The following is a 19402-nucleotide window of genomic DNA, read 5'->3' as shown; positions in this document are numbered from 1 at the left end:
ACCTATCTGTAAAGGCTTTTTCAGCGATATAATTTTCAAATGAAGAAGCCTACACACAAAATCTACCGCACAACCAATTGGCCCGCATATAATCGAGCACTCATGAGTCGCGGAAATATTGCCATTTGGTTTGATCCTGCTACGCAATGGTATGCTCCATAAAAAGGCAAACAAGGGCGAAATCAAACATACTCCGACGCAGCTATCCAATGCTGCTTAATGATTAAATCATTATTCCGTAGGTCTTTACGTATGGTCACTGGCTTTGTGCAAAGTCTGATTAAACTCTGTGGTTGAGCAGCCCCGAATATCAGTGATATTCATAGCGTCAGTTACTTGTCTTTTTACATTGTAATCTGTTTTTCTAATTCAGCTATCCGTGCATTTGCATTAGTGAGTTGTGATTCCACATATTTGATCGAGCCTGATTTTTCGAGTAGCTGTTCATATTTGGCTTGCAAGGCGTTGTAGTCTTCTTTTGCCTTATCTGTACTAGCAAGAGCGACTTTCAGCTTGTCGGTGGTGTCATCAGTTTGTTTGACCTGTTCATCAAGTTTGATTTGCACCTGTTCCAGTTTTTCTGTGGTATCTGCAAGCTGCTTTTCCAGTTGTTGCACTGTTTCCGCATATCCGCCTTGTACTGCATCAATCCGTTCTTGCAATAGGGTTGCAATGACTTGTGACACGGTAACAAGTTCCGCATCTTTCAGAGTTTTTGCCGTAGTAACGGCTGCCGCCAGTTGCTCTTCAAGGATCTCTTTGCGGTATTTGTTGATAGTGGTCTTTGAGCCGCTACCAAGAACCGCAAGGATATTATCGTTAGTTGGGTTTGAGCCTTGTGCTGCAAGGGATTCGATGGCTTTTGCCACATCTGATTTAGTGATTGCCATGGGTTTACTTCCTATTGTGTACTGTACTGTATCGTATTTTAGTACATTACAGTACAGTACACAATCGATATTTTTTAGGCACTGTTGCAAATAGTCGGTGGTGATAAACTTATCATCCCCTTTTGCTGATGGAGCTGCACATGAACCCATTCAAAGGCCGGCATTTTCAGCGTGACATCATTCTGTGGGCCGTACGCTGGTACTGCAAATACGGCATCAGTTACCGTGAGCTGCAGGAGATGCTGGCTGAACGCGGAGTGAATGTCGATCACTCCACGATTTACCGCTGGGTTCAGCGTTATGCGCCTGAAATGGAAAAACGGCTGCGCTGGTACTGGCGTAACCCTTCCGATCTTTGCCCGTGGCACATGGATGAAACCTACGTGAAGGTCAATGGCCGCTGGGCGTATCTGTACCGGGCCGTCGACAGCCGGGGCCGCACTGTCGATTTTTATCTCTCCTCCCGTCGTAACAGCAAAGCTGCATACCGGTTTCTGGGTAAAATCCTCAACAACGTGAAGAAGTGGCAGATCCCGCGATTCATCAACACGGATAAAGCGCCCGCCTATGGTCGCGCGCTTGCTCTGCTCAAACGCGAAGGCCGGTGCCCGTCTGACGTTGAACACCGACAGATTAAGTACCGGAACAACGTGATTGAATGCGATCATGGCAAACTGAAACGGATAATCGGCGCCACGCTGGGATTTAAATCCATGAAGACGGCTTACGCCACCATCAAAGGTATTGAGGTGATGCGTGCACTACGCAAAGGCCAGGCCTCAGCATTTTATTATGGTGATCCCCTGGGCGAAATGCGCCTGGTAAGCAGAGTTTTTGAAACGTAAGGCCTTTGAATAAGACAAAAGGCTGCCTCATCGCTAACTTTGCAACAGTGCCGAATTTAGCGCGGTCGCTAAACATTTCGGCACCACCCAGGTGCTGCACGATATCAATCTGAAAATTGATGCCGGTGAATACCGGCTGGCTGCCGACGATCCGGATGAGGAGAACACCCTCGCCACGGCAGTTTTCACCCTCGATGCCAACCACGTCAGGTGGCAAATTTTCGACATTAACCGCGACGATGCTAAATTTCAGGGAGAAGTGCGTGGGTGAGATAGCCGGTCGTCAGTCATAAAGGGCAGGGTAGTACCGTTGGCCCGGCGTTCGATAGTACCGTCCGGATACTGCCAGATATCGGCGTCCAGGGAGATGTCCTGAAGCGCGGTGTCCGGAATTTCAGGTTTGTGTCTCTACAAAGACTAACTATCAGAAAAACTCATCGAGCATCAAATGAAACTGCAATTTATTCATATCAGGATTATCAATACCATATTTTTGAAAAAGCCGTTTCTGTAATGAAGGAGAAAACTCACCGAGGCAGTTCCATAGGATGGCAAGATCCTGGTATCGGTCTGCGATTCCGACTCGTCCAACATCAATACAACCTATTAATTTCCCCTCGTCAAAAATAAGGTTATCAAGTGAGAAATCACCATGAGTGACGACTGAATCCGGTGAGAATGGCAAAAGCTTATGCATTTCTTTCCAGACTTGTTCAACAGGCCAGCCATTACGCTCGTCATCAAAATCACTAGCATCAACCAAACCGTTATTCATTCGTGATTGCGCCTGAGCGAGACGAAATACGCGATCGCTGTTAAAAGGACAATTACAAACAGGAATCGAATGCAACCGGCGCAGGAACACTGCCAGCGCATCAACAATATTTTCACCTGAATCAGGATATTCTTCTAATACCTGGAATGCTGTTTTCCCGGGGATCGCAGTGGTGAGTAACCATGCATCATCAGGAGTACGGATAAAATGCTTGATGGTCGGAAGAGGCATAAATGCCGTCAGCCAGTTTAGTCTGACCATCTCATCTGTAACATCATTGGCAACGCTACCTTTGCCATGTTTCAGAAACAACTCTGGCGCATTGGGCTTCCCATACAATCGATAGATTGTCGCACCTGATTGCCCGACATTATCGCGAGCCCATCTATACCCATATAAATCAGCATCCAGGTTGGAATTTAATCGCGGCCTCGAGCAAGACGTTTCCCGTTGAATATGGCTCATAACACCCCTTGTATTACTGTTTATGTAAGCAGACAGTTTTATTGTTCATGATGATATATTTTTATCGGCACTGTTGCAAATAGTCGGTGGTGATAAACTTATCATCCCCTTTTGCTGATGGAGCTGCACATGAACCCATTCAAAGGCCGGCATTTTCAGCGTGACATCATTCTGTGGGCCGTACGCTGGTACTGCAAATACGGCATCAGTTACCGTGAGCTGCAGGAGATGCTGGCTGAACGCGGAGTGAATGTCGATCACTCCACGATTTACCGCTGGGTTCAGCGTTATGCGCCTGAAATGGAAAAACGGCTGCGCTGGTACTGGCGTAACCCTTCCGATCTTTGCCCGTGGCACATGGATGAAACCTACGTGAAGGTCAATGGCCGCTGGGCGTATCTGTACCGGGCCGTCGACAGCCGGGGCCGCACTGTCGATTTTTATTTCTCCTCCCGTCGTAACAGCAAAGCTGCATACCGGTTTCTGGGTAAAATCCTCAACAACGTGAAGAAGTGGCAGATCCCGCGATTCATCAACACGGATAAAGCGCCCGCCTATGGTCGCGCGCTTGCTCTGCTCAAACGCGAAGGCCGGTGCCCGTCTGACGTTGAACACCGACAGATTAAGTACCGGAACAACGTGATTGAATGCGATCATGGCAAACTGAAACGGATAATCGGCGCCACGCTGGGATTTAAATCCATGAAGACGGCTTACGCCACCATCAAAGGTATTGAGGTGATGCGTGCACTACGCAAAGGCCAGGCCTCAGCATTTTATTATGGTGATCCCCTGGGCGAAATGCGCCTGGTAAGCAGAGTTTTTGAAACGTAAGGCCTTTGAATAAGACAAAAGGCTGCCTCATCGCTAACTTTGCAACAGTGCCCTCGCGATGACATCGCCCAGCGGCTGGCCATCATCCTGTGCATCGACCAGGGCGCCCCCGATCTCGGCGAAGGATTTCAGGGTGTCACGCACCACCCCCGCTTCGTCTGCGACCTTTGCATGGCAAATACGCTCCGAAGCACGGTAGAGACGGCCGACGATCCGGTCGTGGGTTTCGACCACTGCGTCGGCCAACATCGCCTGCCATTCCGAGACGCAAACAGCCAAGATCGCAAGCCGCCTGTCCTCCGGGAGATCGCGCATGCCGTCGGCATAATACCGTTCACCCTGCCTGCGCAGACGAGTCACCCGATGGGCAGGAACGCCGGCAAGCAGATCCTCGGGGAGATCGACGCGTTGCAGATATTCGAGCCGGTCGAGCAGCCGGTTGGCCGACGAAGAGTTCGAGCCAGGCTCGAACTGGCGCAGCCACACAAAACGGGTCACCCGATCATCAGCCGTCTCCTCGAGCAATGCCAGCAACTGTTCTCGGATCGACATAGGCAGCCGACTGGCGATCCTCGTCTCGATGCGTCGCTCGGCATCGACGAGAGCCGCGGCACAAAGCCGCTCGATCGTGGATGTCGCGGGAAGGACAGTGCGGGTGCGTCGGCACTCGGCTACGAAGCGACGGGCGATATCCTCGTTCGACACCGCCATCTCGGCTTCTCGGAACAACCATTCCTTCAGCTCGCTCGCACCACGTCCGGAGAAGGTGCGGAAGCCGTAGAGCCCCCGTAACTCGGCAAGATGCTCGTGCCGTGTTTCCTCGCGGGCAGCATAGTCTACGAGATCGTCGGCACCCAGGCCAAGCTGCGCTCCGATAAATTCGATGACCTCTGCAGGGATCAGTTCGCCTGGAGCCAGCACCCGGCCGGGATAGCGCAGGACACACAATTGCAGGGCGAAGCCGAACCTGTTGTGAGCGCGCCGACGCAGCCTGATATGCCCAAAGTCTTCATCACTCAGCGTATAGTGCTTGAGCAAATCCGTCTGTGAAGTCGGCAAGCGCAACAGCGCGTCTTTCTGCCGATCGGTTAGAGTGACGCGACGCGGCATACATGTTCCTTTTTCAAAATCTGATAGCGTTCAAGACGCTTTGTTTATGAAGCTGGTTGAGATACATTTCCAGAGGTCAATGCAATCGTGGCCGAAGCGCCGCCTCAAACCAACGTTTGTGATACATGCTGATCGGATATGCCCGCGTCTCCAAAGCCGATGGCTCGCAGTCTCTCGACCTGCAGCACGACGCCTTGCGCGCCGCAGGTGTCGAACGGGACAATATCTATGATGATCTTGCTTCCGGCGGTCGTGATGATCGCCCTGGCTTGACTGCCTGCCTCAAGTCATTGCGTGACGGCGATGTGCTGGTGGTCTGGAAGCTCGATCGCCTCGGACGATCGCTTGCCCATCTGGTCAACACGGTGAAGGAGCTGTCAGACCGCAAGATCGGCCTGCGGGTTCTGACTGGAAAGGGCGCTCAGATCGACACCACGACTGCGTCCGGTCGCATGGTGTTCGGAATCTTCGCCACCTTGGCCGAGTTCGAGCGGGATCTGATCCGAGAGCGCACCATGGCGGGTCTCGCCTCCGCGAGAGCGCGCGGTCGCAAGGGCGGACGAAAATTCGCGCTCACCAAAGCTCAGGTGCGTCTCGCGCAAGCCGCCATGGCCCAGCGCGATACTTCAGTTTCCGATCTCTGCAAGGAACTCGGCATCGAGCGCGTCACTCTCTACCGATATGTCGGTCCCAAAGGCGAGCTCAGAGACCATGGAAAGCATGTTCTCGGACTTACGTAGCAACTCGTTTCTTTTCGCAGGTTGAGCCACAGAGGTGGATCAGGAAATTTGAACAACACTTATAAGTGATATTTTGCTCCCCAAATGATGTTATAAACATCAATATATGGAGTATTTTATGACACGTAGACCAAGAAGAAATCATTCAAATGACTTTAAAGCTAAGGTAGCACTTGCTGCGATTAAAGCAGAAAAAACACTTGCTGAATTGAGTGCTGAATTTGATGTTCATCAAAACCAAATTATTGACTGGAAAAATCAACTGATTTCAGCTTCCTCGCAAGCTTTCGATCAATCAAAAGCTCCAACAGAACCACCCATCGATCTAAAAAAACTACATGCAAAAATCGGTGAGCAGGCATTAGAAATTGATTTTTTAGAAGGTGTGTTGAAGAAACTGGGTCGCTTCAACCACAAAAGTTAATCGATGACTCACTTCAGATTTCAGTATCTAAGCAAGCTAAGCTGCTGAAAGTCTCCCGTGGTTGTTATTACTATCGCCCAAAACCTGTGAGTGAATCAGATCTGAAGCTGATGCGCTGTATGGATGAGTTACATATGCAATACCCTTTTGCAGGTAGCCGTATGATGCGTGATTTATTGAATCGTCAAGGACATCATATAGGACGACGTCATACACGTACTTTAATGAAGAAAATGGGCATTAATGCGTTATATCGTAAACCAAATCTAAGTCAGGCCAATCAAGCTCACCGTAAATATCCATATCTGCTCAAAGGATTGGCTATTCAGCGCAGTAATCAAGTGTGGTCTACGGATATAACGTATATCCCTATGGCAAAAGGCTTTGTTTATTTATGTGCTGTGATTGATTGGCATAGCCGCAAGGTACTTGCGCATAGAGTATCGATTAGTATGGAGGTTACATTTTGCATAGAAACATTAAATGAAGCTATTGAAAAATATGGCCGACCTGAAGTCTTTAATACAGACCAAGGCAGTCAGTTTACCAGTGATGCATTTATTGATGTATTGAAATCAAATGGCATTCAAATCAGTATGGATGGTAAAGGTCGATGGGTAGATAATGTGATGGTTGAACGATTATGGCGGAGCGTTAAATATGAAGAGGTGTATCTCAAAGCCTACAGCAATGTTTTGGATGCGAAGAAGCAATTAAACGCATATTTTGAATTTTATAATTTGAAACGACCTCATTCGAGTCTGGACAAAATGACTCCAGATGAGTTTAACTATGATCAGCTACCACAACAAAATAAGGTAGCTTAACTAGAGCAGAGTATCACTTATAAATAAGCTTTTAGTTGTTCAAACAAGTGGGACCACCTCTCACCTCCGCGCTTCATCAGAAAACTGAAGGAACCTCCATTGAATCGAACTAATATTTTTTTTGGTGAATCGCATTCTGACTGGTTGCCTGTCAGAGGCGGAGAATCTGGTGATTTTGTTTTTCGACGTGGTGACGGGCATGCCTTCGCGAAAATCGCACCTGCTTCCCGCCGCGGTGAGCTCGCTGGAGAGCGTGACCGCCTCATTTGGCTCAAAGGTCGAGGTGTGGCTTGCCCCGAGGTGATCAACTGGCAGGAGGAACAGGAGGGTGCATGCTTGGTGATAACGGCAATTCCGGGAGTACCGGCGGCTGATCTGTCTGGAGCGGATTTGCTCAAAGCGTGGCCGTCAATGGGGCAGCAACTTGGCGCTGTTCACAGCCTATCGGTTGATCAATGTCCGTTTGAGCGCAGGCTGTCGCGAATGTTCGGACGCGCCGTTGATGTGGTGTCCCGCAATGCCGTCAATCCCGACTTCTTACCGGACGAGGACAAGAGTACGCCGCAGCTCGATCTTTTGGCTCGTGTCGAACGAGAGCTACCGGTGCGGCTCGACCAAGAGCGCACCGATATGGTTGTTTGCCATGGTGATCCCTGCATGCCGAACTTCATGGTGGACCCTAAAACTCTTCAATGCACGGGTCTGATCGACCTTGGGCGGCTCGGAACAGCAGATCGCTATGCCGATTTGGCACTCATGATTGCTAACGCCGAAGAGAACTGGGCAGCGCCAGATGAAGCAGAGCGCGCCTTCGCTGTCCTATTCAATGTATTGGGGATCGAAGCCCCCGACCGCGAACGCCTTGCCTTCTATCTGCGATTGGACCCTCTGACTTGGGGTTGATGTTCATGCCGCCTGTTTTTCCTGCTCATTGGCACGTTTCGCAACCTGTTCTCATTGCGGACACCTTTTCCAGCCTCGTTTGGAAAGTTTCATTGCCAGACGGGACTCCTGCAATCGTCAAGGGATTGAAACCTATAGAAGACATTGCTGATGAACTGCGCGGGGCCGACTATCTGGTATGGCGCAATGGGAGGGGAGCAGTCCGGTTGCTCGGTCGTGAGAACAATCTGATGTTGCTCGAATATGCCGGGGAGCGAATGCTCTCTCACATCGTTGCCGAGCACGGCGACTACCAGGCGACCGAAATTGCAGCGGAACTAATGGCGAAGCTGTATGCCGCATCTGAGGAACCCCTGCCTTCTGCCCTTCTCCCGATCCGGGATCGCTTTGCAGCTTTGTTTCAGCGGGCGCGCGATGATCAAAACGCAGGTTGTCAAACTGACTACGTCCACGCGGCGATTATAGCCGATCAAATGATGAGCAATGCCTCGGAACTGCGTGGGCTACATGGCGATCTGCATCATGAAAACATCATGTTCTCCAGTCGCGGCTGGCTGGTGATAGATCCCGTCGGTCTGGTCGGTGAAGTGGGCTTTGGCGCCGCCAATATGTTCTACGATCCGGCTGACAGAGACGACCTTTGTCTCGATCCTAGACGCATTGCACAGATGGCGGACGCATTCTCTCGTGCGCTGGACGTCGATCCGCGTCGCCTGCTCGACCAGGCGTACGCTTATGGGTGCCTTTCCGCAGCTTGGAACGCGGATGGAGAAGAGGAGCAACGCGATCTAGCTATCGCGGCCGCGATCAAGCAGGTGCGACAGACGTCATACTAGATATCAAGCGACTTCTCCTATCCCCTGGGAACACATCAATCTTACCGGAGAATATCGTTGGCCAAAGCCTTAGCGTAGGATTTCGCCCTCTCCCGCAAACGACCCCATTCAGGTTGGGTCTATACCGCCTTTATTATTGATGTGTTCTCACGAGCAATTGTTGGATGGAAAGTATCAACACGTATGAATACAGACATGGTGCTCGATGCATTGGAGCAAGCATTGCATGACCGAGGCATGCCAAAGAATGTGATTCATCATTCCGACAGAGGTGTGCAATATCTTTCCATTCGTTATACCAATCGTTTAGAAGCAGCAAATTTACGAGCATCAGTCGGTACGACTGGTGATTCATACGATAATGCTTTGGCTGAAACGGTGAATGGCTTATACAAAACAGAGGTGATTGAATATTTAAAAGCAGATTGGCAAGGTTTAGCAGATGTACAACTTGCGACACTAAACTGGGTAGATTGGTTCAATAAAGAACGTGTACATAGTGCACTGGGTTATGTATCACCTTTTGAGTTTGAAGCAATCTACTATGATAAGATTAATCCGTTAGGTCAGGTGGCCTAACTTAAATAAAAAGTCTCCGACAAACCCGGTACGGTTCAAGGCGTAGGTGTCAGTCAGATCCATCCGACTCAGCATTGGTGTTTGCTTTTTTACCCAACAAGCTGCTGGAAACTAAAAGTAAGGCACCGAGGACAATTGCAATATCAGCCAGGTTGAAGGCCGGCCAATGCCAGTCTCGCCAATAGAAATCAAAGGAATCCACAACATAGCCGCGAAAGACCCGGTCAATCAGGTTGCCCATGGCGCCACCGAGGATAAGACTGTAAGCGATGGCTTCTCCTTTATGACGATTTTCAAGGATCAGCTTGATCAGAAAAATCGAGACCACTACCGCGATTCCGATAAAAAAGTAGCGCTGCCAGCCTCCACCATTCGCAAAAAGACTGAATGCGGCACCGGTATTCCATACGTGTACCCAGTTAAAGAATGAGGTCACTGAAATAGACTCGCCATATGCCATTGATTGTTGCACCAGCCATTTTACGGCCTGATCAGACGCTGCCAGCAGGCCCGATATGGACAACATAGCGTACGGTGACAGATGTTTGCCAAAAATGGACATTGCTTAATCCTTGAGCGCCAGAATGCGTCTAGCACCGTTAAGTACAATTACCCCCGCGATGGTGCCGATAATCAGATCCGGATAATTGGACCCGGTCCACGCGACCAGAGCGCCGGCGGTGATGACCCCCAGGTTGATCACCACGTCGTTGGCCGAGAATATCCAGCTTGCCTTCATGTGCGCCCCGCCCTCTCGATGTTTGGATATGAGCAGCAGACAACTGGTATTGGCAATCAATGCGACGAATGCGATAGCCATCATCACCAGCGATTCAGGCTCACTACCGAATACAAAGCGTCTCACCACCTCTATGAGTACGCCCACAGCCAAGATCAGTTGCAGTACACCAGCAAGATGCGCGGCACGTACCTGCATTTTCACGCTATGTCCAACCGCATAAAGGGCAAGCCCGTACACCGCCGCATCGGCAAAATTGTCCAGGGATTCTCCAATCAGGCCGGTGGACCGGGCGATCAGACCGGCAGTCATTTCCACCACGAACAGAAGTGCATTGATGCCGAGCAACCAGCGCAGGGTCCCGGATTCTTGCTTAGCAGAAGCTGCCGAAAACTCGGCGGCCTTGATGGTCTCCGGATTTGCAGCGACGGTTTCCTGAAGCGAGGCGCCTAGCCCCAAGGTCTTCAGTTTCGAGGTGACGGGCTCGACCTCACCGTCATGCACGACCTTCAACTGGCGGTTCGACAAGTCGAAGGACAGTACCCGAATCCCCTCAACGCCGTTCAGGGCCAGGCGAATCATGCGCTCTTCTGATGGACAGTCCATCTTCGGCACGGCATAAACACTGACCCATTCCCCCGACGCATCGGAGGAGGCCTGCATATCGGTATCCGCCGCAGGCCTTGCATGGTCGCCACAGGGGCCTCCGCAGTTTTTACTCATGATATGACTCCACTTGAATGTGATCGGGTTTTCATTTAAAACTATATAGTAGCTATAATGTCAATAGCGTAGAGAATCCGTTGCGGAGGAACCCGATGCGTATTGGTCAGTTGGCACAGTCAGTAGGGGTAGATACACAGACGATCCGCTTCTACGAACGGCAGGGCTTGTTGCCGCCGCCTGGTCGGCAGGAGAACGGTTACCGTGTCTATACCGAGAAACACGTTGAGCGGCTGGCCTTTATTCGTCGCTGCCGCATCCTGGATCTGTCACTGGCAGAAATTCACGAACTAAAGCGCTATCAGGACGACCCTCATCAGTCCTGTACCGCTGTCAATGCCTTGCTCGATGATCACATCTCTCATGTACGCTCGCAGATAACCGCTCTACAGGCGCTTGAGAAACAACTCGTTTCACTAAGAGCGCGTTGCAACGATGACCGGGAAGTTAAGGCGTGTGGGGTTCTTGCTGGAATTAGCGAGGGAAGCATGCATCAGCAGTAGGTTGGAGTGCCAACCAGATAATCCGATGAGATGCCGGTTTGCCTCACTCTCATGCAAAGGTAAGATCAACCATTTAATCCGCTTACCCTATTTTTTTTGCTTTCACCTTATCCAAAATTCACCACCCCATAATTGAAAATATTTTGAATTATAAGCCCTTAGGGTGCTCATAATCCATAAATCAATTTCGAAGTTCTTTGTTGCATAAAGCCTTTAAAGATTGAGTTTTCCTAAGCAACTCAAATTTAAGTTACAACTCGGGTATTAGGTCGGCCTAATTCCATAAATCTGTTGAGGACTGCTACGCGAGCATGAATTTCACTCATCTGACTAGGAAAGCTTCTTGCCATTAATTTATCGCCTAATAATTTGATGCAGTGCATCTTTGTTTCGACCAAACTTCGGCGATGATAGCCTGACCATTTTTTCCATAGTGTTCTACCTAGCAGGGTTTTAGTATCTATACCAATATGAAGTTTACGCCATTGGCGACGATATTTCGGCTAATGCTTTTTACGTTTCCATTCACCTTCACCTAAGAACTTCAAATCCGTGGAATCAACGAGTAGATGCAGTCCATTGCAACTCTTTTCATAGCTAATTTGAATATCAATATGCTTTTGTCTTCTGCGAATGGTTGAATAATCCAGAGCTGTCCAATCTAATCCGCAAAGTTTAATCAAGCTTTGGACAAAGCCAGTCACCATGCATACAGAAAGACGAAATAAGGATTTAATCATGAGATAGCACTGAATGGCTATGTCAGAATAAGTTTGATTTCGACCATGTTTTCCTTGTGACTGCGAATATCATTGAATCTTAGTATCAAACCAAATTGTAAAATTACCATGATTGATCAAAGCATGATTGTAGGATGACCAATTCGGTGTACGATAAATTTAGGTGTAGGCTATTGCTGTATAAGACCTTATCGGTAGGTTTGCGCAACAAGGCCTCAAAATCCCACCTTAAAATGCAAATAGCAAAAAAACTCTACCATTCGATTGATTTCATTTTAGAAGTAATGAAATTAGTATCTGTTTGTAATGATATTTTATAAAATTCAATATTAGATCTGCAGAGAAAAACTTATCAAACTAAGTATTGGCTAGTCTTTTTCTTCGAAAAACTTATCAAACGAAGTATTAAGTTAATCTTTTTCTTCAACTTCTTCCTTAAACTCAAACAAATCATTCATCGTACAGTTAAAGTACTTACACAACTTATCGGCGACTGGTAATTCAATACGTACAGCACGGTCATAATACATACTTGTGAGCGTGTTGCGATTGATACCTGTTGCATGCACCACTTCACTTAATTTTAAAATTTTTCTATCGCCCATGAGGCTAGATAACTTACAAGTAATCATATTTAAATTAATTTACAAAAAATAACTTGCTGTGGGTTATTTGAAGTTGTTGACTGAGTAATACTTTGCTAAAATTAACCTACAGCAGGTTATTACAACTTATAGAAAGTATATTTTATCCATTTCAACTAAATTATAACTTTTTAAATATAAGGATTGAACCTGCATTAGATTATTTTGTGGAGATGACCGCCGTGTTACCAAATGAGTTATTGATCAGCCAGCAAGCTCGTGACTTAGGAAATCAATTAATTAAAGAAATGAACATCAATAGAAGTTATGGAATGGCTAATTTTCTTGGAGTAAATACTTGCTATGATAATCATCAGGCTGTACTTATTTGGACATTTCAACTGCTTGAAAGGGAACCTGCCTTAAATGAATTAGCAGAAATTAAAAAATATTTTCTTTTAATCTTTCCAGATAGTGTTTATCAATTAGCCTAAGTTGTTTTTAAAATTAATTTATTAAATAAAAAGCACTAAATCAAAGAAAGCTTTATTTAAAAATACCTATTAATTCAAAAACATACCATTTACTGAATATATGAAGCATAGGTTCCTGCTCTATCACTCACTCGTACTAAAATTACATCGCTCTTTTTACTGATACTAAACAATTTATGTCCACGCCACGTTCTGCGGCTTCGAGGGCTAGTTTTTGTTGAACCACTGAGAACAAGGACAACAAACTGCCTACTATATTTTCCCGGAGAGTGGTGTAGGAACTTTTTCATTATTGCTAATCATATCAGCGACAACATCAGCAACGAGCTCCTCTATTCCTGAGAATGCTTTAGACTGATCCGCATCAAGCCAAGACAATGATGGAAACTCAGCACACAACCCAACATACTCATTATATTCTGCTGACCATGTAACACGGCAAGTATATTGTTTACTATCCATTTGAAACCCCATAATGTTTTAAGTCTATGTATAAAAGTACGATTTTCACTTAGCAGTACTTAAATAATCACCCCACCACTGCATCATTTCAGTCCGCTGGGCTAAATAGTCAGCGTGATTATAGCTGGCACGGGTACGGTTCTTATCAATATGTGAAAGTTGTGCCTCAATCCAGTTATCCTGGAACAAACCTGAGTCATTCAAAATGGTACTAAAAGTGGAACGTAGTCCATGAGAGGATAATTGATGTTTTCCATAGCCCATCTTACGTATAGCCATATTTAATGTATTAAAATGAATCGGTTGATTATGTTTCCGTGGGCTAGCAAAAATGTACTTTTCACCGTATGACCATTGCATGACGTCTTTTAAAATATCTAAAGCCTGATCTGAAAGTGGAACTAAGAAGTCGGGAATCTCATGGCCTAATATGACTTTTCGTCGAAACTGTTTAATATGCAAGGCAGGTATTTTCCAGATTTTTTCATTTAAATCAAAATGATGAGGCTCAGCCAATAACAATTCAGCCCCTCGCACGCCAGTATGTAATTTGAACAGCAGTGCTTTTTTAATAATCGGATGGGCATCCAATTTTAATAAATTTTTCTTAAAATCTGATATATCCTCCGCTTTCAAATACGGATAATTCTTCTTGATTTTACTGTTAATGGCGATTTTATTTAAACCATGCGCGATGTTGAATTCACAATAACCCATCGCTACAGCGTAGTCATAAATTTGGTTCAAATAACTACAAGCTTTCTTGACAGGTTCTTTTACTTGGCGTCCCTCTATTTTTTTGATTACTGAAACCAGGTCATAACGCTTGATGTTTTGAAAAGGTAAATCCTGAAGGTCTGGATAAATATCTTGCTGTAAACATCTTTCTGCTAACTGTAGTACACCGCAGCGGGGTGAATCATTAAATGCATTTTTCAGTTTGAACTGCAGCCACTCCTCCCCTACCTTACGAAAGGTGATGACATTAGAGACAGTATCATGCTCAAAACAATAATTATTGTCTTTAAAGTCATCTTTGACTTGTCGTGCCTTTTTCAGCGATAAATCAGGATAAAGCCCCAACTGAATGCGGCGACGTTTTTTTGTTTGTGGATCTGTATAGCGATAGCACCAAGATTTTCTTCCAGTCGGCTCAATCTTCAGGCTAAGTCCATCTTCATCGGATAAAAAACAAGTTTTTTCCTTGCAATGAGCTTGGCGAACTTTAATTTCAGTAAGACTCATGAAATTTAAATGAAACCTATCAGCGGATTGACGAGATCCATTATATCAAAATAGAAGAAAATATATATGATGCGTACACTACGCATCATATATATTTGTAATATATTGTTTTATATATTTAATATTTTAAGTATTTGTATTTTAGTAACCATTATAAGTACCACCTCTTCTTTAAGTTCCCAACAACTCACTTTTTCTGTCATCAATGTTAAATAAGTCTTGTGCTTTAAATTCTTAGATGACCTCCTCTACCCTTTATTATCATTTTTATAAAAGTAACTATATGTACTCATTAAAATTTGTAGAGCTCAAAAACAAAAAAGACCGCTATATAGCAGTCTTTTAACTTAATTAAATAATAATTAATTCATTTTCATCATAAGTGCATAAGCATCACGTTTGTTTTGACGCAATGATTCTATCTCGGACTTCGTCAGCTGTTTTACGAGAGTTGAGGATATACTTTGCTTCCCACTCTGTGAGCCTTTCGAAATCGTACCCGTAAATCGATTTCCACCATGCTTCAAGATTACCATATACATCCCTCAATTGCTGAAGAGTTTCTTTACTTAGAGCTAATTGTGATGAGTATTGTTTACCCGTCAGTGCATATGCTCCAATAACTTTATTCGTCCCAGTTGTTTCAATATGACCTTTTAATGCTGCAAAAGTACCACCTTGGGTCTGGGTATCATCAACAATAATAACACATTTATCATTGTTTATTGTCCCATCAAATGCTGGTGGGTTGGCTAATCTATGCCACCCATCACCGCCAGTTCTTGATACTTTTATAGCTTGAACTATATTCGTATCAACTTCAAGCCCAAGTTTCTTTGCTATAACTGCTGAAGTAGCTAAAGGAATCATATTACGACCGACTGCTTCCTCAGCATGTACAGGTACTATAATAGTTTCCCGACCATCGATAATTCTTTCTAGTTCAGCAATCGCCTCATCCGAAACTAAATCTTTAGCTAAAATATACGCACTTTCAACATCCCCTGCTTTAGCAGCTTCATACATGTAATGAGAGGTTGCATCTCCAAGACCACGGTCAATAACCGTTTTAGGAAACATATTCCAATCTGTGCGATATAACTTCATATTTTTAAATAAGTTTTAATGATGGCTAGCATTAAATTTTACACTAAATTTACCGCTAGCATCTCTTGGATATTATTTTTCGTATCAGGCAGCACTCTCAAAAGCCGTTTGTTTGGACAGTCCCCATGATCATACACGAGGCAGCTTCAAATACTTATGGGCCCATCCTATCCAGTTGTATCTTCTTGCATCACATGAATATTGTATACTCATTTTGACTACTTGAAAATTATGGAACAACGTCAATAAAAACAATAACTCTAGAGTCTTTAGTCGACATTCCTAAAAAGGTAAATTCAACATTTCTTTCCATATCATTTCTTTGTGTCTCTGGATGAACAAAAGAAACATAGCTTATTTCAAAGAATCGGGCTAGGGTTTTTATGCCAATGATTTTGTTCTCTTCATTAGCAATTAAAACATCTAATTCCAGATCAAACTCTTCTAATTATTTAATTAAATCTTTAACTTTCATTTTACTATCAACCTCTATGAATTATTTAAAAAATTAGCACAATGAAACTTGTGAAAAAAATGGATTTGAACAAAATTTTTTAGCAAAAAAAGCATAGCAACCAGAAAAATCTTTCCAGCAATCAACAAAAATATCCCCGTGTGCTTCCAGTTTACAACATTTTGACTACCACACTGCCCACAGTAGTAATAATAGCCTTTGATACGGCCACCGCATTCAGGACAATTTTTATGATTAATGAATAAGTTACTCAACGTCTCTTCTCCAAAATTCTTATTATCAAGTTGTAAGTGAAGATAGCACACATTTATAAAAATATCTTTTTTAAAACATCAAAAGATGTTATAAAAAAGACATTCGCTACTTTAGGATAACTTTTAAGATGAATTTAAATCTCCTTGATGAAGAATCAATCCAACCTTCTGAACCCACGCCATGTGATTTTTTCAAAGGTGAAAATGCTATCAAAAAAGCTAAACAGTTAGGATTACCTGATCTCGAGTTAGTCAGAAACGCAATTATGATCGGTGATGCTGACTATAGAACAAATACTCACTATAACCGTGCACGCTTTATTGCACGATGGGGAAAAATTGGAGAACAGATTGCTTTACTGCTTCGACAATCTGATCCTGCTTGGATATTCCACAATGACAGCCAGCCAAGAATTGAGAATACAGTAAAGAAAATACAAATTATCTTTATGAGCGGGAATATTGCATTGGGGTTAGCTGATCAAGTTGTATCAGCACACTGTGAAAAAGGATTAATGACATTAAATAATATTAAGGAGAATCAGTCTGCTTATGATGATGAGACAAAATTGAGAACATGGATTTTATACTTTCCTTCAGCATCACATCCAGCCTATAAAGACATTGATATCCCAAATATTCCTTTTGAATTTGCATACCCAACTAGCTTCGTACAGGACTTAAAAGCGAAAAAAATTTCAATTTTACCAAGTGACCATACTTGCAGAATTGCATTTGAAATAGATAATACAGTTCCTGTAAAAACTGATCCTAAGCCAGTATTGGAACCATCTAATGAAATTAAACCAGATGATTTTGATATTCAGCTTGTAGTTTAATCTGAGGTTAATGTGTTTAATAAAGATCGTTTACGTATTGCTAAAGAATTACGAGGACTTAGCAATACCGATTTCGCAGAAAAATTGAGTTGCTCTATCTCTAAGGTAAAGCAACTTTTAGACGTGGATAAAGAAATCAATGAAAATGATCAAGATGATATATGCCGTGTATTAAATTTACCCAAGTCATTCTTTGCAGGTAATGACACACAACCACATGAAACAGACCAAATCTTCTATAGATCGGTTGCTCGTATTAAAGCACAGCATAGAAAAGCTAATGAGGCATATACTCTTTTAGCAATAAATATTAACAAGTACTTAAATCAGAAAGTAAAGTTACCTACTTTTCACCGTCCTGATTTAGATATTACTGAGTTTTTGGGTGAATCTAAGTATGCCGATCACCTAGCGTCAGAGTTGAGAGGTTTATGGGCTTTAGGTAATCAACCTATTAATAACATTGTTTCGTTGTGTGAGCTAAAGGGAATCCGTGTCTTTAGATTACCGACTGAAATTCGAGAAATTGATGCACTATCTTTTTTTGATGATGAAAGTGGTAGCCCTTTCATATTTCTAAATACATTTAAGTCTGCCGAAAGAGCCCGCTTCGATTGTGCACACGAACTTGGTCATACCGTTATGCATACGCATAACAAAAAAATTCGTGTCGAGAAAGATAATCGTGTTCTCGAAACTGAAGCGGATCAATTTTCATCTGAATTTTTAATGCCAACAGATGCATTTCTTTCTACTGCTCCACGCTATTTTTCACTAGAAAATATGATTGAGTATAAAAAGATTTGGCGAACATCCCTGAAGGCTATTAACTATAAAGCTCACAAGCTGGGCTTAGTTAGTGATTGGGTTAATCGTAGTAACTCTATAAAGATCAATTCGTTGGGCTACAACATTAATGAACCTGAAGAAACTCATCGAGATGAGAGTTTGATGTTGCCCAAAATTATCTCTGTTTTAGCCTCACAACCATCTTTTGATAAAAATAAAATGCTTGATGAAATTGGAATCTCTGAAGAAGATTTTAATCAATTAACATTTGATGCTTTAGCTAAAGTTGAGCCCCCGAAGAAAAAACATAAGTTATATATTGTCGAGTAATACAAACCTTCCTTAAAAATAATGCGCCTTACGGCGCACTATTTATGCAAAATCCTGATTAATTTTTTTATGACTTCACGCCCAACGTAGTTTTGCATCCCATAAGTCATACTTTAACTGAAAATGTAACTTGCCCCATCATGACTTTTTTCATATAGCCTACTTGAACTGACACCATAAATCCCATGTGTTCCATAAAGCATCGTATACAATTTCAGATAAATTCTTTAGTTATGTGATCAGGCTATGTGCTCAAATTACCTATTTCCAAATAAAAGAAATTTGACACTCTTAGGTGTCGATACAAGCCAGTTTGATCTTGAGCTTAAGGATCATGTATTCCCTTCCTATCATGCTCCAATCATTCTGAACGGCTCAGATCACTTAGAGCTTGATATTGCAAAGTTTGGATTACTACCGAGCTGGGCGAAAGAATTGAAGTTCAGCAGTCATACTTATAACGCCAGAACTGAGTCTGTAGCAGATAAGCCTAGCTTTCGACATGCTTGGAAGTACAGCAAGTTCTGCCTAGTCCCAGTACAAGAATTTTATGAGCCGAAATACATCAATGGCAAGCCACACTGGTACACCATCAAGCGTAAAGATGATCAGCCTTTTACTGTTGCAGGGATCTATGATGATGCAGTGATTAATGGCAATAAGGTACGTTCCTTTTCAATGTTGACCATCAATTCGGACCATCACCCTTTTATGAAACAATTCCATGCACCGAAGGATGAGAAGCGATCCATTATCGTTATTCCAGAACAGTACAGAAAAGACTGGCTAACAGCCGATCATGAACATGCGCATGAATATTTCTTTCAAATGCCCGATGAATTCGTCACATTTCCACGCGATGAGCAGAAACAAAACGTCTTATTCTGACG

20 protein-coding genes and 4 pseudogenes are annotated in these 19402 nt (G+C 44.1%); 14 read left to right on the top strand and 10 right to left on the bottom strand.

What is annotated here, in order from left to right:
- Positions 1-39: 39 nt before the first annotated feature.
- Positions 40-294: pseudogene (locus FTU80_RS16100) on the top strand (transposase); the annotation flags it as partial.
- Positions 295-344: 50 nt separating this feature from the next.
- Here the strand turns inward: FTU80_RS16100 and FTU80_RS16095 are convergent.
- Positions 345-890 carry a DNA-binding protein gene (locus tag FTU80_RS16095; RefSeq protein ID WP_127800924.1) on the bottom strand — a complete coding sequence of 182 codons (546 nt, stop codon included), beginning with the start codon at positions 888-890 and terminating at the stop codon, positions 345-347.
- A gap of 140 nt (positions 891-1030) precedes the next feature.
- On the opposite strand from FTU80_RS16095, the gene FTU80_RS16090 reads away from it, so the two are divergent.
- A complete protein-coding gene (locus FTU80_RS16090; protein WP_001067856.1) occupies positions 1031-1735 on the top strand; it encodes an IS6-like element IS26 family transposase in 705 nt (234 codons plus the stop codon).
- Positions 1736-1826: 91 nt separating this feature from the next.
- Complete coding sequence (locus tag FTU80_RS16085; RefSeq protein ID WP_000902128.1) at positions 1827-2006, top strand: hypothetical protein; 180 nt, start codon at positions 1827-1829, stop codon at positions 2004-2006.
- Positions 2007-2159: 153 nt separating this feature from the next.
- On the opposite strand, the gene FTU80_RS16080 is transcribed toward FTU80_RS16085, so the two are convergent.
- Positions 2160-2975: an aminoglycoside O-phosphotransferase APH(3')-Ia gene (locus tag FTU80_RS16080; RefSeq protein ID WP_000018326.1), complete on the bottom strand. Its 816-nt coding sequence runs from the start codon at positions 2973-2975 to the stop codon at positions 2160-2162.
- 129 nt (positions 2976-3104) lie between these two features.
- On the opposite strand from FTU80_RS16080, the gene FTU80_RS16075 reads away from it, so the two are divergent.
- Complete coding sequence (locus FTU80_RS16075; protein ID WP_174660683.1) at positions 3105-3809, top strand: IS6-like element IS26 family transposase; 705 nt, start codon at positions 3105-3107, stop codon at positions 3807-3809.
- A gap of 54 nt (positions 3810-3863) precedes the next feature.
- Here FTU80_RS16075 and FTU80_RS16070 read toward each other — a convergent pair.
- Positions 3864-4919, bottom strand: a pseudogene (locus FTU80_RS16070) (DUF4158 domain-containing protein); the annotation flags it as partial.
- Between the two features lie 125 nt (positions 4920-5044).
- Between FTU80_RS16070 and FTU80_RS16065 the strand changes: the two are divergent.
- The 5 genes and pseudogenes from FTU80_RS16065 to FTU80_RS16045 form a co-directional block, all read left to right on the top strand.
- A complete protein-coding gene (locus FTU80_RS16065) occupies positions 5045-5659 on the top strand; it encodes a recombinase family protein (RefSeq protein ID WP_000904906.1) in 615 nt (204 codons plus the stop codon).
- 118 nt (positions 5660-5777) lie between these two features.
- Positions 5778-6910, top strand: a protein-coding gene (locus FTU80_RS16060) for an IS3 family transposase (RefSeq protein ID WP_257221600.1) whose coding sequence is annotated in 2 segments (ribosomal slippage) — positions 5778-6030 and positions 6030-6910 — 1134 coding nt in all. Because the reading frame shifts where the segments join, the coding sequence is not laid out codon by codon here.
- Positions 6911-7009: 99 nt separating this feature from the next.
- Positions 7010-7813, top strand: coding sequence for an aminoglycoside O-phosphotransferase APH(3'')-Ib (aph(3'')-Ib, locus tag FTU80_RS16055; protein ID WP_001082319.1), 804 nt, complete (start codon positions 7010-7012; stop codon positions 7811-7813).
- Complete coding sequence (locus FTU80_RS16050) at positions 7813-8649, top strand: aminoglycoside O-phosphotransferase APH(6)-Id (protein WP_000480968.1); 837 nt, start codon at positions 7813-7815, stop codon at positions 8647-8649. Before aph(3'')-Ib ends, FTU80_RS16050 begins: the two co-directional genes overlap by 1 nt.
- 105 nt (positions 8650-8754) lie before the next feature.
- Positions 8755-9228, top strand: a pseudogene (locus FTU80_RS16045) (IS3 family transposase); the annotation flags it as partial.
- Between the two features lie 49 nt (positions 9229-9277).
- On the opposite strand, the gene lspA reads toward FTU80_RS16045, so the two are convergent.
- Positions 9278-9790, bottom strand: coding sequence for a signal peptidase II (gene lspA, locus FTU80_RS16040; RefSeq protein ID WP_150378258.1), 513 nt, complete (start codon positions 9788-9790; stop codon positions 9278-9280).
- 3 nt (positions 9791-9793) lie between these two features.
- On the bottom strand, positions 9794-10690 hold the full coding sequence (locus FTU80_RS16035; protein WP_150378257.1) for a cation transporter: 897 nt from the start codon (positions 10688-10690) through the stop codon (positions 9794-9796).
- Positions 10691-10785: 95 nt separating this feature from the next.
- Between FTU80_RS16035 and cadR the strand changes: the two genes are divergently transcribed.
- Positions 10786-11193, top strand: coding sequence for a Cd(II)/Pb(II)-responsive transcriptional regulator (gene cadR, locus FTU80_RS16030; RefSeq protein WP_001219642.1), 408 nt, complete (start codon positions 10786-10788; stop codon positions 11191-11193).
- A 245-nt stretch (positions 11194-11438) separates the two neighbouring features.
- On the opposite strand, the pseudogene FTU80_RS16025 reads toward cadR, so the two are convergent.
- Positions 11439-12092, bottom strand: a pseudogene (locus FTU80_RS16025) (IS5 family transposase).
- 251 nt (positions 12093-12343) lie between these two features.
- Positions 12344-12565 carry a helix-turn-helix transcriptional regulator gene (locus FTU80_RS16020; protein ID WP_004658364.1) on the bottom strand — a complete coding sequence of 74 codons (222 nt, stop codon included), beginning with the start codon at positions 12563-12565 and terminating at the stop codon, positions 12344-12346.
- Between the two features lie 194 nt (positions 12566-12759).
- On the opposite strand from FTU80_RS16020, the gene FTU80_RS16015 reads away from it, so the two are divergent.
- Positions 12760-13011 (top strand): hypothetical protein, encoded by a 252-nt coding sequence (locus tag FTU80_RS16015; RefSeq protein WP_004658363.1) that lies wholly within the window; start codon positions 12760-12762, stop codon positions 13009-13011.
- Positions 13012-13263: 252 nt separating this feature from the next.
- Here the strand turns inward: FTU80_RS16015 and FTU80_RS16010 are convergent, their stop codons facing one another.
- The 3 genes from FTU80_RS16010 to FTU80_RS16000 all read right to left on the bottom strand — a co-directional run bounded on the left by FTU80_RS16010 (position 13264) and on the right by FTU80_RS16000 (position 15825).
- Positions 13264-13485: a hypothetical protein gene (locus FTU80_RS16010; protein ID WP_001986288.1), complete on the bottom strand. Its 222-nt coding sequence runs from the start codon at positions 13483-13485 to the stop codon at positions 13264-13266.
- 33 nt (positions 13486-13518) lie between these two features.
- Positions 13519-14718 (bottom strand): integrase arm-type DNA-binding domain-containing protein, encoded by a 1200-nt coding sequence (locus FTU80_RS16005; protein WP_000059658.1) that lies wholly within the window; start codon positions 14716-14718, stop codon positions 13519-13521.
- 393 nt (positions 14719-15111) lie between these two features.
- Positions 15112-15825: a phosphoribosyltransferase gene (locus FTU80_RS16000; protein WP_001986287.1), complete on the bottom strand. Its 714-nt coding sequence runs from the start codon at positions 15823-15825 to the stop codon at positions 15112-15114.
- Positions 15826-16682: 857 nt separating this feature from the next.
- Here FTU80_RS16000 and FTU80_RS15995 point away from each other — a divergent pair.
- The 3 genes from FTU80_RS15995 to FTU80_RS15985 all read left to right on the top strand — a co-directional run bounded on the left by FTU80_RS15995 (position 16683) and on the right by FTU80_RS15985 (position 19400).
- Positions 16683-17393, top strand: a complete 711-nt coding sequence (locus FTU80_RS15995) for a hypothetical protein (RefSeq protein ID WP_001052588.1) — start codon at positions 16683-16685, stop codon at positions 17391-17393.
- A 12-nt stretch (positions 17394-17405) separates the two neighbouring features.
- Complete coding sequence (locus FTU80_RS15990; protein ID WP_150378256.1) at positions 17406-18512, top strand: ImmA/IrrE family metallo-endopeptidase; 1107 nt, start codon at positions 17406-17408, stop codon at positions 18510-18512.
- A gap of 246 nt (positions 18513-18758) precedes the next feature.
- Positions 18759-19400 carry an SOS response-associated peptidase gene (locus FTU80_RS15985; protein ID WP_002046584.1) on the top strand — a complete coding sequence of 214 codons (642 nt, stop codon included), beginning with the start codon at positions 18759-18761 and terminating at the stop codon, positions 19398-19400.
- Positions 19401-19402 lie beyond the last annotated feature (2 nt).

The sequence above is a fragment of the Acinetobacter sp. YH12145 genome (genome assembly GCF_013418335.1).
Taxonomy (GTDB): domain Bacteria; phylum Pseudomonadota; class Gammaproteobacteria; order Pseudomonadales; family Moraxellaceae; genus Acinetobacter; species Acinetobacter amyesii.
The sequence above is the reverse complement of the archived record's forward strand: the minus strand, read 5'-3'. Positions and strand labels throughout refer to the sequence as shown.

What these genes read in the sequence shown, in the direction of transcription:
- FTU80_RS16095 (WP_127800924.1), bottom strand. Translation starts at nt 890, where the DNA reads ATGGCAATCACTAAATCAGATGTGGCAAAAGCCATCGAATCCCTTGCA.
- FTU80_RS15995 (WP_001052588.1), top strand. Translation starts at nt 16,683, where the DNA reads ATGAATTTAAATCTCCTTGATGAAGAATCAATCCAACCTTCTGAACCC.
- FTU80_RS16075 (WP_174660683.1), top strand. Translation starts at nt 3,105, where the DNA reads ATGAACCCATTCAAAGGCCGGCATTTTCAGCGTGACATCATTCTGTGG.
- FTU80_RS16010 (WP_001986288.1), bottom strand. Translation starts at nt 13,485, where the DNA reads ATGGGGTTTCAAATGGATAGTAAACAATATACTTGCCGTGTTACATGG.
- FTU80_RS16035 (WP_150378257.1), bottom strand. Translation starts at nt 10,690, where the DNA reads ATGAGTAAAAACTGCGGAGGCCCCTGTGGCGACCATGCAAGGCCTGCG.
- FTU80_RS16005 (WP_000059658.1), bottom strand. Translation starts at nt 14,718, where the DNA reads ATGAGTCTTACTGAAATTAAAGTTCGCCAAGCTCATTGCAAGGAAAAA.
- FTU80_RS16050 (WP_000480968.1), top strand. Translation starts at nt 7,813, where the DNA reads ATGTTCATGCCGCCTGTTTTTCCTGCTCATTGGCACGTTTCGCAACCT.
- lspA (WP_150378258.1), bottom strand. Translation starts at nt 9,790, where the DNA reads ATGTCCATTTTTGGCAAACATCTGTCACCGTACGCTATGTTGTCCATA.
- cadR (WP_001219642.1), top strand. Translation starts at nt 10,786, where the DNA reads ATGCGTATTGGTCAGTTGGCACAGTCAGTAGGGGTAGATACACAGACG.
- FTU80_RS16000 (WP_001986287.1), bottom strand. Translation starts at nt 15,825, where the DNA reads ATGAAGTTATATCGCACAGATTGGAATATGTTTCCTAAAACGGTTATT.
- FTU80_RS15985 (WP_002046584.1), top strand. Translation starts at nt 18,759, where the DNA reads ATGTGCTCAAATTACCTATTTCCAAATAAAAGAAATTTGACACTCTTA.
- FTU80_RS16080 (WP_000018326.1), bottom strand. Translation starts at nt 2,975, where the DNA reads ATGAGCCATATTCAACGGGAAACGTCTTGCTCGAGGCCGCGATTAAAT.
- FTU80_RS16020 (WP_004658364.1), bottom strand. Translation starts at nt 12,565, where the DNA reads ATGATTACTTGTAAGTTATCTAGCCTCATGGGCGATAGAAAAATTTTA.
- FTU80_RS16065 (WP_000904906.1), top strand. Translation starts at nt 5,045, where the DNA reads ATGCTGATCGGATATGCCCGCGTCTCCAAAGCCGATGGCTCGCAGTCT.
- FTU80_RS16090 (WP_001067856.1), top strand. Translation starts at nt 1,031, where the DNA reads ATGAACCCATTCAAAGGCCGGCATTTTCAGCGTGACATCATTCTGTGG.